Annotated in this window: 14 protein-coding genes; 7 read left to right on the top strand and 7 right to left on the bottom strand. The window is 72.5% G+C overall.

The window, feature by feature from the left end; all coding sequences use genetic code 11:
* Positions 1 to 78: 78 nt before the first annotated feature.
* The gene (locus tag ACH4D5_RS32970) at positions 79 to 267 is read right to left on the bottom strand and encodes a DUF5703 family protein (RefSeq protein WP_355810220.1); all 189 of its coding nucleotides are present in this window, start codon (positions 265 to 267) and stop codon (positions 79 to 81) included.
* A 47-nt stretch (positions 268 to 314) separates the two neighbouring features.
* Here ACH4D5_RS32970 and ACH4D5_RS32965 point away from each other — a divergent pair, with 47 nt between their 5' ends.
* Entirely contained in the window at positions 315 to 1,076 is a 762-nt protein-coding gene (locus ACH4D5_RS32965) for a hypothetical protein (protein WP_398309811.1), read from the top strand.
* 83 nt (positions 1,077 to 1,159) lie between these two features.
* Here the strand turns inward: ACH4D5_RS32965 and ACH4D5_RS32960 are convergent, their stop codons facing one another.
* Together ACH4D5_RS32960 and ACH4D5_RS32955 are read right to left on the bottom strand one after the other, a co-directional pair.
* A complete protein-coding gene (locus ACH4D5_RS32960; RefSeq protein WP_398309809.1) occupies positions 1,160 to 3,418 on the bottom strand; it encodes a helix-hairpin-helix domain-containing protein in 2,259 nt (752 codons plus the stop codon).
* Positions 3,415 to 4,395: an aldo/keto reductase gene (locus tag ACH4D5_RS32955; RefSeq protein WP_398309806.1), complete on the bottom strand. Its 981-nt coding sequence runs from the start codon at positions 4,393 to 4,395 to the stop codon at positions 3,415 to 3,417. The genes ACH4D5_RS32960 and ACH4D5_RS32955 overlap by 4 nt, the downstream gene beginning before the upstream one ends.
* Before the next feature lie 137 nt (positions 4,396 to 4,532).
* On the opposite strand from ACH4D5_RS32955, the gene ACH4D5_RS32950 reads away from it, so the two are divergent.
* Together ACH4D5_RS32950 and ACH4D5_RS32945 are read left to right on the top strand one after the other, a co-directional pair.
* Positions 4,533 to 5,588 (top strand): LLM class F420-dependent oxidoreductase, encoded by a 1,056-nt coding sequence (locus ACH4D5_RS32950; protein ID WP_398309803.1) that lies wholly within the window; start codon positions 4,533 to 4,535, stop codon positions 5,586 to 5,588.
* Between the two features lie 231 nt (positions 5,589 to 5,819).
* The gene (locus tag ACH4D5_RS32945) at positions 5,820 to 6,608 is read left to right on the top strand and encodes a ferritin-like domain-containing protein (RefSeq protein WP_398310247.1); all 789 of its coding nucleotides are present in this window, start codon (positions 5,820 to 5,822) and stop codon (positions 6,606 to 6,608) included.
* 37 nt (positions 6,609 to 6,645) lie between these two features.
* Here the strand turns inward: ACH4D5_RS32945 and corA are convergent, their stop codons facing one another.
* On the bottom strand, positions 6,646 to 7,644 hold the full coding sequence (corA, locus tag ACH4D5_RS32940; RefSeq protein WP_398310245.1) for a magnesium/cobalt transporter CorA: 999 nt from the start codon (positions 7,642 to 7,644) through the stop codon (positions 6,646 to 6,648).
* 61 nt (positions 7,645 to 7,705) lie between these two features.
* Between corA and ACH4D5_RS32935 the strand changes: the two genes are divergently transcribed.
* From ACH4D5_RS32935 to mshC, 4 genes are all read left to right on the top strand, one after another.
* Positions 7,706 to 8,392, top strand: coding sequence for a histidine phosphatase family protein (locus ACH4D5_RS32935; protein WP_398309801.1), 687 nt, complete (start codon positions 7,706 to 7,708; stop codon positions 8,390 to 8,392).
* 101 nt (positions 8,393 to 8,493) lie between these two features.
* Positions 8,494 to 9,084, top strand: a complete 591-nt coding sequence (locus ACH4D5_RS32930; protein WP_398309798.1) for a DUF3090 domain-containing protein — start codon at positions 8,494 to 8,496, stop codon at positions 9,082 to 9,084.
* Positions 9,048 to 9,869, top strand: a complete 822-nt coding sequence (locus tag ACH4D5_RS32925; protein WP_398309795.1) for an SCO1664 family protein — start codon at positions 9,048 to 9,050, stop codon at positions 9,867 to 9,869. The genes ACH4D5_RS32930 and ACH4D5_RS32925 overlap by 37 nt, the downstream gene beginning before the upstream one ends.
* Positions 9,870 to 10,011: 142 nt before the next feature.
* Positions 10,012 to 11,241, top strand: a complete 1,230-nt coding sequence (gene mshC, locus ACH4D5_RS32920; RefSeq protein WP_398309792.1) for a cysteine--1-D-myo-inosityl 2-amino-2-deoxy-alpha-D-glucopyranoside ligase — start codon at positions 10,012 to 10,014, stop codon at positions 11,239 to 11,241.
* Positions 11,242 to 11,317: 76 nt separating this feature from the next.
* On the opposite strand, the gene ACH4D5_RS32915 is transcribed toward mshC, so the two are convergent.
* From ACH4D5_RS32915 to ACH4D5_RS32905, 3 genes are all read right to left on the bottom strand, one after another.
* Positions 11,318 to 11,914, bottom strand: coding sequence for a hypothetical protein (locus ACH4D5_RS32915; protein WP_398309789.1), 597 nt, complete (start codon positions 11,912 to 11,914; stop codon positions 11,318 to 11,320).
* A 57-nt stretch (positions 11,915 to 11,971) separates the two neighbouring features.
* Positions 11,972 to 13,726, bottom strand: coding sequence for a S8 family peptidase (locus ACH4D5_RS32910; protein WP_398309786.1), 1,755 nt, complete (start codon positions 13,724 to 13,726; stop codon positions 11,972 to 11,974).
* A 223-nt stretch (positions 13,727 to 13,949) separates the two neighbouring features.
* Entirely contained in the window at positions 13,950 to 14,933 is a 984-nt protein-coding gene (locus tag ACH4D5_RS32905) for a PAC2 family protein (RefSeq protein ID WP_398309783.1), read from the bottom strand.
* Positions 14,934 to 15,012: the final 79 nt, after the last annotated feature.

The raw sequence follows: 15,012 nt of genomic DNA, 5'->3' as shown, positions 1-15,012 counted from the left end.
AACGGAGCGGGCCCCACCGTCGTGGGGCCCGCTCCGTCTTTCCCGCGCCGCGGCCCGGCGTCCCCGGGCGCGCGGCACTCACCAGGTGGCCCGCACCTGGCGGATGATCCGCCGCTTCAGCCGCACTCTGCGGCTCCCGTCGGGGTGCAGTCTCAGGCGGTCCAACTCCCAGTGTCCGTACTCTGCGTGGTCCGTCAGCAGGCGTGTGGCTTCCTTGCGGGTGACCCCGCGCGGTACATACACGTCGACAAATTCGTATTCCGGCATCGCATCTATTGTGCGGGCACGGGCCCGGTACGGATAGCGTCTGCACTATGTCTGATGCTGCGCAGCCCACCGCTGCCGAGGTACGTGCCGCCGCCGAGGCGGTCAAGACCGCGCTCGACCGCCACCTGGCCGCGGTCGAACGCAGGTCGGGCGAGGACGATCCGGCCGTCTATGAAGCGTTCAACGAACTCGCCGCGGCGGCGGAGGAGTACGACGAGCTCCTCTACGACCGCTACGACGAGGTCACGCCCTTCGAGATCCCCGGCACGGAGGACGCGCTGCCGCCCTACCAGGGCCCGGAGGAGGCCAACGCGCTGAGCGTGCTGATCCGCCGTGACTACACCGTGGCGGAGCCGCAGCGGCTCCTGGCCCAGGCCCAGCGGGTCGCCGACCTCGACGCGGGCGGCGCGGGGAGCAACGGCTCGGCCGACACCGTGCACAGCGCCCTCGGCGTCCTCTTCGGCGAGTTCGAACCGGACGAGATCTCCTCCCGGCACAAGGAGTTCGGTCTGGAGGAGGGCGATTCGACGCTCTGGGTCACCGCGGTGGACACCCCGGCCGAGCCGGGGGAGTGGCTCGACGCCCCCTTCGACCACGCCGACCCGCACCGGGTGGTGTGCCGCTTCGACGTCAGCGTGGTCTTCGACGACGAAGCGGACGACGACGGACTCGACGGCCTCGACGCGGACGTCGACATCGACCCCGACGTGCCGGTGCCGCTCGACGAGATCGACGACGCAGACGACACCGATGAGACCGACGACACCGATGATGCCGACGACGACACCGACGGAACAGCTCGTCGCTGACGCGCCTCCGTGACGAATCGCTCCTGCGCTCGCCGCCTCCTCTCCCGGGGGCGGCGAGCGCATTTCTCGCGCGAGCGGCCGGCTCAGGCCGCCGCGGCCGGCTCCGCGGGCACCTGCGGGCGCAGCAGCGTCTGCAGGCGCGTCGTCCGGTCCTTCCAGAGGCGCTCCGCGACCGCGCGAGGCAGCGCCTGCTCCACGCCCTGCACGACCGACAGGTGCCGCTCCCCGCGGCTGAACGCGGTGTAGACCCAGGGGCGGGTCAGCGCCTGCGCGGCGTCGCCCGGCAGCACCACGACCACCGCGGGCCAGCGCTGCCCCGCGGCCTGGTGCGCGGTGAGCGCCCACGCGTGCCGCACCTCCCGCTCCACCCGCTCCTTGGGTACGACGACGGGGGCGCCGTCGCACTCCAGGTGCAGCCCCTCCGCGTCGGCCCGCACCACGCGGCCGAGCGTCGTTCGGCCAGGGGCGGGGACGTGCGCGACCCGGTCGTCCGGGTCGAAGCCGCCGAACCGGCCGGGGCCCGGATTCAGCCGTTCCTTCAGCGCCGCGTTGAGCACGCGGGTGCCCGCCGCGCCGCCGTGGCCCGGCGTGATGACCTGTGTCTGCTCCGCGGGCACCCCGATCGCCCTCGGCACCGAGTCCGCGACGAGCTGCACGGTGCGGTGGATCGCCTCGGCGGCATCCCGCACCGGGACGAGGACGACTTCCTTGCCGGGCGCCTCGACCTGGTTCAGCTCGCCGATGCCGATGCCGGACGTCAGCTCCCCGAGGGGGCCCGGGTCGGGGGTGCGCGAGACGACCTGCGGGCAGCAGCGCGCGGCGAGGAGGTCGGCGAAGACCCGGCCGGGGCCCGCCGACCACAGGACGCCGGGGTCGCCGCTGAGCACCAGGCGGGCGCCGTCCGGCAGCGACTCGACGAGCATCGCGGCGGTCTCGACGTCCAGCTGTGGCGCGTCCAGGACGACCAGGAGATCGAGCGCGAGCGCGCCGTCCGCGTCGCGTCCGGGGCCCTGCGCCCCGGAGAGCAGGCCCGCCACGGTCACCGCGGTCTCCTCCGAGCCCGTCGCCCGCGCGAGGCGACGGCGTCCGTCGGCGCTGTGGGCGGCGGCGCACACCCGCAGGCCGAGCGAGGTGGCCGCGGCGACCAGGGCGGCGGGCTCGGCGCGGGCCTCCTCGCCGCCGGAGTGCAGCACGAGGCCGTGCCCGGCGACGGCGCGGATCAGCTCGGCGGCGGTCCCCGACGACTGCGCGGCGGTGGCCTCCCAGTCGGCGTCCCGGGGGCCGGAGCCGTCCTCCTTCGGCAGGGAGTTGATCACCCGGGCGAGGCCGTCGGCGAGGCTCTCCTCCGCCAGTGCGTACCTCTCCAGGCCGATCAGGACGCGGACCGGGCGCTCCGGCTCCTCGACGGCGTCTTGCTCGCCCCCCTCGTCCCCCTCGCCGCCCCGCACACCCTCGCCGTCCGGGCGCCGGGCCGGCACCTCGGCCCCCTCAAGGGCGTCCTGGAAGACGAGTGCGTCGCCCTCGGCGAGCGCGCTCTGCACGGCCGCGTCCGGGTCCGGCACCGCACGCTGCCCGAGCGCGGCGGTCAGCGCCGCGGAGTCGAGCGCCGTGTGCCCGGCGAGGGCAGCCTGCTCCAGGAGCCACACGGTGATGGCACGGCCCCTGCGCTCGTCGTCCGGGCCGCACTCCGGGCCGAGCAGCGCCCTGGCGAACCCGTCGGCCTGCTCGGGCCGCACCCCGGCGACCCGCAGCAACTGCCAGGGGTCCTCACGCAGCAGCCCGTCGGCTCCCTCGCCGAGCGCGGCCGCCGCCGGGGCGGCGAGGGTGGGCGGCGCGCCTCCCTCGGCGAGCACGGCGGCGACGGCCTCGACGGTCTCCGTCGCGGGCGCCCGCGACGGCTCCGGCTGCTGCGGGCGCACGGGCTCCGGGGCGGCGGACGGCGCGGGCCTGCGCGGTGCGGGCTGCGGGTCACGGAAGGCGCTCGCGACGGGCTTCTCGCCGCTCTCCACGGCCCGCACGGCGGCCAGCAGATCGGCGGCGGTCCCGCTCAGCTTCGCGCCGGCCCCGATCGGTCCCTGCTTCGACGCCTTCCGCTGCTCGATCCGCTCCCGCAGCTCCCGCTGCGCGGCGATCTCCGCCTCGGCCTCGGACAGCTCGGTGCCCTCTGTCTTGGCCTCGCCCTCGACCTCGCCCTCTCCCTCCTGGGCCTCCTGCGCCTGCGGTGTCTCCGGTGGCTCCGGCGTCCCTGACGTGTCCGGCGCGGCTTCCTCCGCGCCGGACGACTCCGCCTGCTCCGCGGCAGCGGCCTCGGGGTCCTCCGCGGCAGCGGGTTCCGTACTCACAGCGTGCTCCAGTCGTGATCGGGATAGCGGTGCACCGGCGCCGACACGTCGTCGAGCGCCTGGCAGATCTCGTCAGGAAGACTAAGGGGCTCCACTGACAACGCGGCCGTGAGCTGCTGCGCGTTGCGCGCGCCGACGATCGGGGCCGTCACTCCCGGCCGGTCCCGCACCCACGCGAGGGCGACCTGGAGCGGGGTGGCCGCGAGCCCCTCGGCGGCCGTCGCGACCGCGTCGACGATGCGGCCCGCCGTGTCGTCGAGATACGGCGCGACGAAGGGCGCCAGCTGGTCCGAACCGCCGCGCGAGTCGGCGGGGGTGGCGTGGCGGTACTTCCCGGTGAGCACGCCCCGGCCGAGCGGCGAGGACGGCAGCAGGCCGACTCCGAGGTCGATGGCCGCGGGCAGCACCTCCCGCTCGACGCCGCGCTGGAGCAGGGAGTACTCCATCTGCGTACTGGCCAGGCGGGTGCGGGTGCCGGGCGGCGCGAGCTGCCACGTGGCGGCCTTGGCGAGCTGCCAGCCGCAGAAGTTGGAGACTCCCGCATAGCGGGCCCGCCCGCTGCTGACCGCTATGTCGAGGGCTTGCAGCGTCTCCTCCAGAGGTGTCTCCGGATCGAAGGCGTGCACCTGCCACAGGTCCACATAGTCCGTGTTGAGGCGGGTGAGGGAGGCGTCGAGCGCGGCGAGCAGGTGGCCGCGCGAGCCGTCGAAGCGCCGCTCGGGGTCCGGGACGCTGCCCGCCTTGGTGGCGATGATCAGGTCGCGCCTGGGCACGAGCCGCTCGACCAGACGCCCGAGCAGATACTCGGCCTCCCCGTCGCCGTACACATCGGCGGTGTCGACGAGGGTGCCGCCCGCTTCCCAGAACACCTTCAACAGCTCGGCGGCGTCGTTCTCCTCGGTGTGCCCCCAGGTGAGGGTGCCGAGTCCGATGCGGGACACGCGAAGGCCGGTCCGGCCGAGATGCCTCTGCTCCATGGGCGCTGAGATTACTGGCCGGGCCCCGGCGGTGGGCGGGCCTGTGGACGAACCAGTGATTGTGGAGAACTCGGTCACCCTTTACAGTCCCCGGCACAGGGACGTTACTCATGAGTACAGCGGTAAGGGGATCTGTCATGCAGCTCGGGATCAACCTCGGCTACTGGGGCGCGGGGATGGACGCGGACAATCTCGCCGTGGCCAAGGAGGCCGACAAGCTGGGCTACGCGGTCTGCTGGGCCGCCGAGGCGTACGGCTCGGACGCCGCGACGGTGCTGTCCTGGGTGGCCGCGCAGACCGAGCGCATCGACATCGGGTCCGCCATCTTCCAGATCCCGGCCCGGCAGCCGGCGATGACCGCGATGACGGCGGCGACCCTCGACTCGCTCTCCGGCGGCCGCTTCCGGCTGGGCCTCGGCGTCTCGGGCCCTCAGGTCTCCGAGGGCTGGTACGGCGTGAAGTTCGACAAGCCGCTGGCACGCACGCGTGAGTACGTCGAGATCGTCCGCAAGGCCATGACCCGGGAGCGCCTCTCGTACGAGGGTGAGCACTGGACGCTGCCGCTGCCCGGCGGCCCCGGCAAGCCCATCAAGCTGACCGTCCACCCGCAGCGCGAGCACATCCCGCTGTACGTCGCCGCGATCGGCCCCAAGAACCTGGAGCAGACCGGCGAGATCGCCGACGGCGCCCTGCTGATCTTCCCGGCCGCCGAGCACCTGGAGGAGACGGCGGTCAAGCACCTGCGCGCCGGGCGCGAGAAGGCGGGCAGGACCATGGAGGGCTTCGACGTCGTCCCGACGCTGCCGCTCGCCGTCGGCGAGGACGCCCAGGTGGACACCCTCGCCGACATGTTCCGGCCGTACACCGCCCTCTACGTCGGCGGCATGGGCAGCCGGAAGCAGAACTTCTACAACCAGCTCGCGCAGCGCATGGGGTACGAGAAGGAGGCCGCCGAGATCCAGGACAAGTACCTGTCGGGCGACAAGGACGGGGCCGCCGCCGCCGTGCCGCACCAGCTGATCGACTCGACCACGCTGCTCGGTTCCGTGGACCGGATCGCCGACCGGATGCGGGCCTACGCCGCCGCCGGTGTCACCACGCTGACGCTGGCCCCCGCGGGCTTCACGCTGGAGGAGCGGATCACGGCGCTGCGGGCCGGCACGGAGGCGCTGGAGCGCGCCGGTCTGGCGTAGCGGAAGAGGAAGTCCGCGGCCGTGGTGGGGGCTCGGGGGGTCTTCCCCGCCACGGCCGTCACCGGGAACAACGCCGCACAGGGGCCGACGGTTACGGCCTCGTGGCGGTGCCGGTGTCCTTCGTTCGGCGGAGCTGACCTGTACAGCTGTTGCCCCCGGTGGAACCTCGCATTTGACTCGTTCTTCGCGCAGGTCCGCGCGCAGGGCATGTCGGGCATGGAGGTGCCAGTGATGCTGTCGGCCAGGAGTGTCTTCAGAGAGATCCTCGACAACGACGAGTCGTTCCGGCTCTTCTGCTCCATCGCGGCCAGTGGTGAGGCCCAGGGCGGCTGGGAGAACGGGCGCATCGCCGCACTCGTCCCGGAGACCGAGCGCGCGCTCGCCCCCAAGATCGCCCGGCACGGCGCCGACGAGGACAAGCACGGCCGCATCTTCCGCGCCCTGCTGAAGAAGCGCGGCCTGCAGCCCGTCGACGTCCCGCCCGAGACCGACTACACGATGCTCCTGGAGCGGCACGGAATCGGCCTCGCGCACGACCGGCTGAAGGCCGCGGAGCCCCTCACCGTGCAGGACATCGTCACCTACCTCGCGCACAGCAGGGTGACCGAGCAGCGGGCCTCCGAGCAGATGCGGCTGCTGCTCAGGTACTTCGCCGACGACCCGGACATCGGCCGCGCGGTGCGGATGATCTCCCACGACGAGGACAATCATCTGGCCTACTGCCACGAGGAGTTGCTGCGGTTCGCGTACGCCGGGCACGGCCCCGCCATCCAGCGCACGCTGCGCGACTGCGCGCTCGCCGAGATCCGCATCCACCGCGACGTGAGCCTCGCGGTGATGGAGCGCATGGGGCGCGTCCTCGGCTGGGCCCCGGCCAAGCGGCAGCTGCTCGCCGCGGGCATCCACGCCCTGCACGGCTACGAGAGGGCGGGCGGCTGGCGGCGGATGGTCTCCCTGAAGACGCCCCGGCGCCGCGACGCGCTGGGCGGGCCCGCGACATCGGCCGCCGAATTCGCCTGACGCCGCACACGACGCGCCGCTCACGGCGAACCCGGCACTACATCCAGCCGCGCCGCTTGAACATCCTGTACAGGACGACCTCCAGGACCGCCATCAGGAGGAGCACGGCCGGATAGGTCCACCACCAGTGCAGCTCCGGCATGTGGTCGAAGTTCATGCCGTAGATGCCCGCGATCATCGTGGGGACCGCCGCCATCGCGGCCCAGGCCGAGATCTTCCGCATGTCGTCGTTCTGCCGCACGCTCATCTGCGCCAGATGCGCGGACAGGATGTCCGACACCAGCCGGTCCAGGCCCTCCACGGACTCGTTGACGCGCGTCAGGTGATCGTTGACGTCCCGGAAGAACGGCCGCGCCGTCTCGTCCACGAACGGCACGGAGGGGCTGAAAGGGCCCGCTCCGGAGAGGCGCGCCACGGGCAGCGCCAACGGCCCGGTGGCCCGGCGGAACTCCAGGATCTGCCGCTTGAAGGTGTAGATCCGCGACGCCGTGGGACGCGAACGCCCGCCCTCCGGAGAGAAGACCTCCGCCTCCAGGACCTCCAGGTCGGCCTGCAACTCGTCGGCGACCTCCAGATAGTGGTCCACGGACGCGTCCGCGATGGAGTACAGGACCGACGTCGGGCCGTGCTTCAGGACGTCCGGTTCGGCCTCCAGACGGTGGCGCACGGCACCGAGGGGCGCGCCCTCGCCGTGCCGGACGGTCACCACGAACGAGTCACCCACGAAGATCATGACCTCGCCGGAGGAGACCGTGTCGCTGTCCGGCTCGTACACCACCGGCTTGAGGACCATGAACAGCGAGTCGTCGTAGACCTCCAGCTTGGGCCGCTGGTGCGCCTTGAGGGCGTCCTCCACGGCCAGGGGATGCAGCCCGAACTCCTTGCTGACCTCGTCGAACTCCTCCGCCGTCGGCTCGTGCAGCCCGATCCACACGAACGCGTCGCCCGTCCCCCGCGCCTCCTCCAGGGCATCGGAGAAGTCCTGGGGGCCTTCGCTGCGGCGCCCCTCGCGATAGATGGCACAGTCGACAATCACACTGCGCATTGTTCCCAGCCACCCCGGGGGTTGCACTTCCTCGGCGCTTAGGCTGGTCCGCATGCCCACGCTGATCCTCGTCCGGCACGGACGCTCCACCGCCAACACCGCCGGTCTGCTCGCCGGGTGGACCCCCGGCGTGGCCCTCGACGAGCGGGGCGCCGCACAGGCCGCCGCGCTGCCCGGACGGCTCGCGGCCCTGCCGCTGGCCGAGGTCGTCACCAGCCCCCTCCAGCGCTGCCAGGAGACCGTCGCACCGCTCCTCGCCGCCCGACCCGGGCTCCGGGCGCACACGGAGGACCGCATCGGGGAGTGCGACTACGGCGACTGGTCGGGCCGCAAGCTCGCCGAGCTCACCGACGAGCCGCTGATGGAGGTCGTCCAGCAGCACCCCTCCGCGGCCGCGTTCCCCGGCGGCGAGTCCATGCGGGCCATGCAGACACGGGCGGCCGAGGCGGTCCGCGAGTGGAACGCCCGCGTGGAGCGCGAGCACGGCGAGGACGCCGTGTACCTGATGTGCTCGCACGGCGACATCATCAAGTCCCTTGTCGCCGAGGCCATCGGACTCCACCTCGACCTCTTCCAGCGCATCTCCGTGGAGCCCTGTTCCGTCACCGTCATCCGCTACACCCGGCTGCGCCCCTTCCTCGTACGCCTCGGGGACACCGGTGACTTCGCCTCGCTGGCGCCGCGCGAGGAGCCGCCGAGCGGCGACGCGACAGTCGGGGGCGGTGCGGGCGCACCGTGATCGTCGCCCGCAGTAGGGTGAAGCGGTTGAAGCAGCCCTCTTGCGGTTGAAGCAGCCCTTTTGAAGCACTCCTCTTGCAGTCGATCCAATGGAGACAGGTCGTGTCCCGTCAGGTGTTCCTCTACGACCCCCCGGAGCGTTTCGTCGCGGGAACGGTCGGGCTGCCCGGACGGCGTACGTTCTTCCTCCAGGCCTCCGCCGGGGTCAGGGTGACCAGCGTCGCCCTGGAGAAGACCCAGGTGGCCGCGCTCGCCGAGCGCATGGAGGAACTCCTCGACGAGGTCGTGCGCCGCAGCGGGGGCAGCGCCCCCGTGCCGGCCGTCGCCCCCACCGAGGTCGCCGACAGCGCGCCGCTCGACTCCCCCGTGGAGGAGGAGTTCCGGGTCGGCACCATGGCGCTCGCCTGGGACGGCGAGGAGGAGCGGATGGTCGTCGAGGCGCAGGCGCTCGTCGAGCTGGACGCCGATTCCGACGACGATCTCGCCGCCGCGGAGGAAAGGCTTCTGCAGGACGACGAGAACGGCCCGCCGATGCTGCGCGTCCGCCTCACCGGCGCGCAGGCCCGCGCCTTCGCCAAAAGAGCCCTCGACGTCGTGAACGCGGGCCGCCCGCCGTGCCCGCTGTGCAGCCTCCCGCTCGACCCGGAAGGACATGTATGCCCGCGCCAGAACGGATACCGGCGGGGAGCGTGAGCGTCGACCCCGTCACGCTCCTCACCCACGGCGAGCTGACCGTGCGCGGCCGCATCCGTGAGGCCTCGAACGCGGTCCTGTACTGCACGGTCGCGTACGAGGGCCAGGAAGCCGCCTGCGTCTACAAGCCGGTCGCCGGCGAGCGCCCCCTGTGGGACTTCCCGGACGGCACGCTCGCGCAGCGCGAGGTCGCCGCGTACGAGGTGTCGCGGGCCACCGGCTGGGACCTGGTGCCGCCGACGGTCCTGCGGACGGGACCGCACGGCGAAGGCATGTGCCAGCTGTGGATCGAGGCCTCGGGCGACGCGGAACTGCTCGCCCTGGTCGACGGCGACGCACCGGGCGAGGGCTGGAAAGCGGTCGGCTTCGCGCAGGTCGACGAGGAGCGGACGGCGCTCCTCGTGCACGCGGACGACGTACGCCTGCGCCGCCTCGCGGTGCTCGACGCCGTGATCAACAACAGCGACCGCAAGGGCGGCCACCTGCTGCCCGCCGACGGCCGGCTGTACGGCATCGACCACGGAGTCACCTTCCACGTCGAGAACAAACTCCGGACGCTGCTGTGGGGGTGGGCGGGGGAGCCCCTGACCGATGAGGCGGTCGAGGCCCTCCAGACCCTGCGGGACGGCCTCAAGGAGGGTGCCGCGCTCGCCGAGCGGCTGAGCGGGCTGATCACCGCCGCGGAGACCGAGGCGCTGCGCGCCCGGGTCGCGGCCCTGCTGGAGTCGGGACGCCACCCGGAGCCGACGGGCGACTGGCCCGCGATTCCCTGGCCACCGGTCTGATCGGAGCCGCCCGCACAGAACCACCCGCATCACCCGCACCGAACCCTGCACACACCGGCCGATCGCGCAAGAGTGCGGGATCAGCCACCGTTCCGATGATCCCCACTCGTATACGGACGCCCCGTCCGGTTAGGCTCAGGGCATGCATGCCTGGCCCGCTTCTGAGGTCCCCGCCCTTCCTGGCAAGGGCCGCGACCTCCGGATCCACGACACCGCGACCGGTGGACTCGTCACCCTCGACCCCGGTCCCGTCGCCCGTATCTATGTCTGCGGCATCACTCCGTACGACGCCACCCACATGGGACACGCGGCGACCTACAACGCGTTCGACCTCGTGCAGCGCGTGTGGCTCGACACCAAGCGGCAGGTTCACTACGTCCAGAACGTGACCGACGTGGACGACCCGCTCCTGGAACGCGCCAACCGCGACGGCAAGGACTGGGTCGAGCTCGCCGAGGGCGAGACCGCCCTGTTCCGCGAGGACATGACCGCGCTGCGCCTCCTGCCGCCGCAGCACTACATCGGAGCCGTCGAGGCGATACCCGGCATCGTGCCGCTCGTCGAGCGCCTCCGTGACCTGGGTGCCGCCTACGACCTCGACGGCGACGTCTACTTCTCCGTCGAGTCCGACCCCCACTTCGGGGAGGTGTCCGGGCTCGACGCCGCCGCCATGAAGCTGCTCTCCGCCGAGCGCGGCGGCGACCCGGAGCGGCCGGGCAAGAAGAACCCGCTCGACCCGATGCTCTGGATGGCGGCCCGCGACGGCGAGCCGAGCTGGGACGGCGGCTCGCTGGGCCGCGGCCGGCCCGGCTGGCACATCGAGTGCGTGGCCATCGCCCTGGACCACCTCGGCATGGGCTTCGACATCCAGGGCGGGGGATCGGACCTCGCGTTCCCGCACCACGAGATGGGCGCCTCCCACGCCCAGGCCCTGACCGGCGAGCACCCCTTCGCCAAGGCGTACGTCCACGCCGGCATGGTCGCCCTGGACGGCGCGAAGATGTCCAAGTCCAAGGGCAACCTCGTCTTCGTGTCGAAGCTGCGCCGCGACGGCGTCGACCCCGCCGCGATCCGCCTCGCCCTCCTCGCGCACCACTACCGCGCGGACTGGGAGTGGACGGACGGCGTTCTCGAAGAGGCCGTGGAGCGGCTCGGCCGCTGGCGTGCGGCTGTGTCCCGCCCTGACGGGCCCGCTGCCGAGGCGCTGGTCGAGGAGATCCGGGAGGCCCTCGCCGACGACCTGGACGCCCCCAAGGCGCTCGCCGCCGTCGACCGCTGGGCCGCGCGGCAGGACGCCGAGGGCGGTACGGACGAGGGTGCCCCCGGCATCGTGTCGCGCGCGGTGGACGCGCTTCTCGGCGTGGCCCTGTAGCGGTACAGCGGCTGTCGTCGCCGAGGCGCCGGGCGGAGGAGTCTCCGCCCGGCGCCGCCGTTCACTCACACGAGGGTCACTTCGTGACCACGATGGCCAGCAGGTAGCCGGGGTTGTTGGTGTCGTAGTAGCCGATCACCTGCTGTCCGAAGGCGAACGCCTCCTGGACCTCGTCGCGGGTGTGCGGGCTGGGGTTGACGAAGGCCCGCCAGGCGTTGTCGATGTGCAGATAGAGGATGTCCGCCTGGCCGGGGAGCGGCTGGACGACGTCCCAGAACGCCGTCGCGACGTTGGACGCGAGCGTCTGGGTGGAGATCTCCGGCGCGTGCGCCTGCGGGATCTGCTGCTCCTGCTCCTGGCCGAACTGCTGGAGCAGGTGCTGGAAGGGCTGCTGCTGGCCGAGCTGCTGCAGCTGCTGGCGCAACTGCGGCGGGACCTGCTGCATGCCGGGCTGACCCTGGATGCCCTGCTGGCCCTGCATGCCTTGCTGGCCCTGGATGCCCTGCTGGGAGCCGTACTGCGGCTGGCCGATGGGCTGCTGCTGGTACTGCTGCTGTCCCTGCTGCCGCGGCGGGGCCGTGCTCGGGCCCTGCTGCTGGCCGTACTGCTGCTGCCCGTACTGCTGCTGTCCCTGGTGCTGACCCGGTTGACTCATCTGCGGGGTGGTGCTCATGCCTGTGCCACCTTCCCTCACTGACTCACGGACTCACTGACGGACTGATCGATCGGTTCAGCCTGTGACGACGAGGCCGACGACCTCGTCGTCCGAGAACCAGACGCGGACGTCCGGTCGGCCCCCGGCGAAGGCGGCGTGCACCGCCTGCCGCGTCTCGGGGGACGGATTGTCGAGGTTGCGCCACTGCCCGGCCACGAACAGCCGGAGCCGCGGCGGGAGTTCCGGCGGATACGGGAGCAGCTCGTCCCAGTACCGCTCGGCCTGCCCCGAACCCACCGCCGACGGCAGCAGGTTCGTGACCGCCGCCTTGATGTCGGGGCGGTTGCCGATGCGCTGCGACGCGGGCCTGCCCGGCGCGTCCTGCTGCGGCGACCCCGTGGAGCGCAGCAGCGCACGCGCCCGGTCGGGCGTCATCAGCTGCTGGCCCGCGGCCTTCAGCATGCCCTGCAGCGCGGCCAGGGCGCCGACGACGATCGGCGACGCGGAGGACGTGCCGGAGAACGTGTCGGTGTACCAGGCGATCTCGTCGGCGCCGCCCTGCAGATCGCCGGGCCCGTTCCAGGAGCCGCCGGTCGTCGTGGTCTCGCGGCCCCAGCCCTGCGCGTCCACGCGGGCGCCGTAGTTGGAGAACGCCAGGCGCGAGCGGTCCGGGCCGTGGTCGCGGCCGTGCGTGCCGGGCGGCGGTGCGCCGGCGCCCACGAGGACTGCGCCGGAGGAGCGGTTGGACGGGTTGAAGGGGTTGCGCCACCAGGACGGGAAGCCCTCGGGCCGGTGCTCGTAGACCGCGTCGTCCAGCGACTCGGCGCCGTTGCCCGCCGCGCCCACGACGAGCACGCCCTTCGCGGTGGCGTGACGCACCGCCGCGTAGTCGTCGGGCCACCACTCGATGGCGATGTAACCCTTCTGGTCGTCGCGCGGCTCGAAGTCGAACTTCGGCCCCGGGCGGTGCAGTTCGAGCAGGATGATGTCGCCGCGGCTCAGCCGCTCCGCCGCCGCGTGGATGGTGGCCGCAGTGCCGAGGGGCTGGAAGGAGGCGGCCGCCGTCACGGCCTCCGGGACGATGCCGGTGACGCCGAGGCTGTTGCGGTCGCCGCCGAGGACGCCGATCACCGCGGTGCCGTGGTTGCGCCAGGCCAGGTCCTGGATGGGCGTGCCGACGACGACGCCCGCGAGCTTCGCGGCGAGGTCCTCGTGGCGCAGCTGCCAGGCGCCCTCGATGTCGATGACGGTGACGCCCTCGCCGGAGCCGCCGATCCGCTGCCACGCCCAGCGGGCGTCGATGCCCTCGGGGGCCGGCTTCAGATAGCCCTGGCGGCTGGTGAAGTCGGGCGTGACGGGCATGCCCTCCTTGCGGCGCCGGGTCGCGTCGTCGAGGTCGTGCGGCTGGGTCGGCGACGGGTCGATGGAGGCCGGGACGGCGCCCGGCTTGACGTACGCCGTGTCGATGCCCGGCAGCGCCGCCATCCGCGCCCGCAGCTCCTCCGACCGGTCATCGCCGCCGCGGACGCGGTAGAAGAGGGCCAGGTCGGGCAGGTCGTCGTCGCCGGCCGGGGGCGCGGCGGCCCGCAGCCGTTCTTCGTTGCCGAACAGCGGTTCAAGGGAGAGCTGTTCGTCGGAGAGGAACATGTTCAGGGCCGACACATCGGAGCCGGAGGCCGAGCGGACGTCCCGCTCCCCGACGCGCAGCCGGGCCTCGGGCCGGGCGACGACGATCAGCTCCTGTTCGGCTTCTCGGTATGTGAATCCCATTCCGTCGGGGCCCGGTCCGCCGGCTCCGGGGTCCCGCGCCGGGTCTGCCTGCTCGGTCATCGCTTCACCGCTCCCTTCACTTCTTCGGGTGCCGTGCTGTGCGCTGCGCCAGGTTTCGGGGCACACCCTGCTACGGCCGGGCCGCGACGTCCACCCCTCTTTTGAGCAACAGTGTTTGAAGGGAAGTTGAAGAGGGAACCCCGTGCAATTCGGCCATGGGCAGCACAAGGGGACGGCACCCGTGCGGGTGCCGTCCCCTGATGCTGAACGCGTCTACGGACCCTCAGTCGTCCGAGGAATCGGCCGGACCGGAGTCGTCGTTGTCGCTCTCGCCCTCCGTGCCCTGGCCGGGCCGCTGCGTGGGCTTCGGCTTCGGCGGCCGGGTCCGGTCGCTCGGCGTGTCCCGCAGGTACGCCGCGCCGTCGCCGCCGTCACGGCGCCGCAGATACCGCTCGAACTCGCGGGCGATGGCCTCGCCCGACGCCTCCGGCAGCTCCGCGGTGTCCCGCGCCTCCTCCAGCGACTGGACGTACTCCGCGACCTCGCTGTCCTCGGCGGCCAGCTGGTCCACGCCCACCTGCCAGGCACGCGCGTCCTCGGCCAGCTCGCCCAGCGGGATGCGTAGCCCGATCAGGTCCTCCAGACGGTTGAGGAGCGCGAGCGTGGCCTTCGGGTTGGGCGGCTGCGACACGTAGTGCGGGACGGCCGCCCAGAGGCTGACGGCCGGGACGCCCGCGTGCGTGCACGCCTCCTGAAGGATGCCGACGATGCCGGTCGGCCCCTCGTACTTGGTCTCTTCCAGGTCCATGGTGCGCGCGAGGTCCGGGTCGGACGTCACGCCGCTGACCGGGACCGGGCGGGTGTGCGGGGTGTCACCGAGCAGCGCACCCATGATCACGACCAGCTCGACGCCCAGCTCGTGCGCGAAGCCCAGGATCTCGTTGCAGAACGAGCGCCACCGCATGGACGGCTCGATGCCCCGCACCAGGACCAGGTCGCGCGGCTTGTCGCCACCGACGCGGACCACCGAGAGCCGCGTCGTCGGCCACGTGATCTTGCGCACCCCGCCGTCAAGCCAGACCGTCGGACGGTTGACCTGGAAGTCGTAGTAGTCCTCGGCGTCCAGCGCCGCGAACACCTCGCCCTTCCACTCCTTGTCGAGATGCGCGACCGCGGCGGAGGCGGCGTCACCGGCGTCGTTCCAGCCCTCGAACGCGGCCACCATGACCGGGTCGACCAGCTCGGGAACCCCCTCGAGCTCGATCACCCAGGCCTCCTTCCGATGTTCCCTTGCGTACGCCCCAACCTTACGGCGTCGGCGGGGTCCGTCCGCAGCCCCCTTGCGT

This window comes from Streptomyces sp. NPDC018029 (assembly GCF_044327655.1).
In the GTDB taxonomy this organism is placed as follows: Bacteria; Actinomycetota; Actinomycetes; order Streptomycetales; family Streptomycetaceae; genus Streptomyces.
Note: the sequence above shows the minus strand (reverse complement) of the source record. Positions and strands in the feature narration are given on the sequence as shown.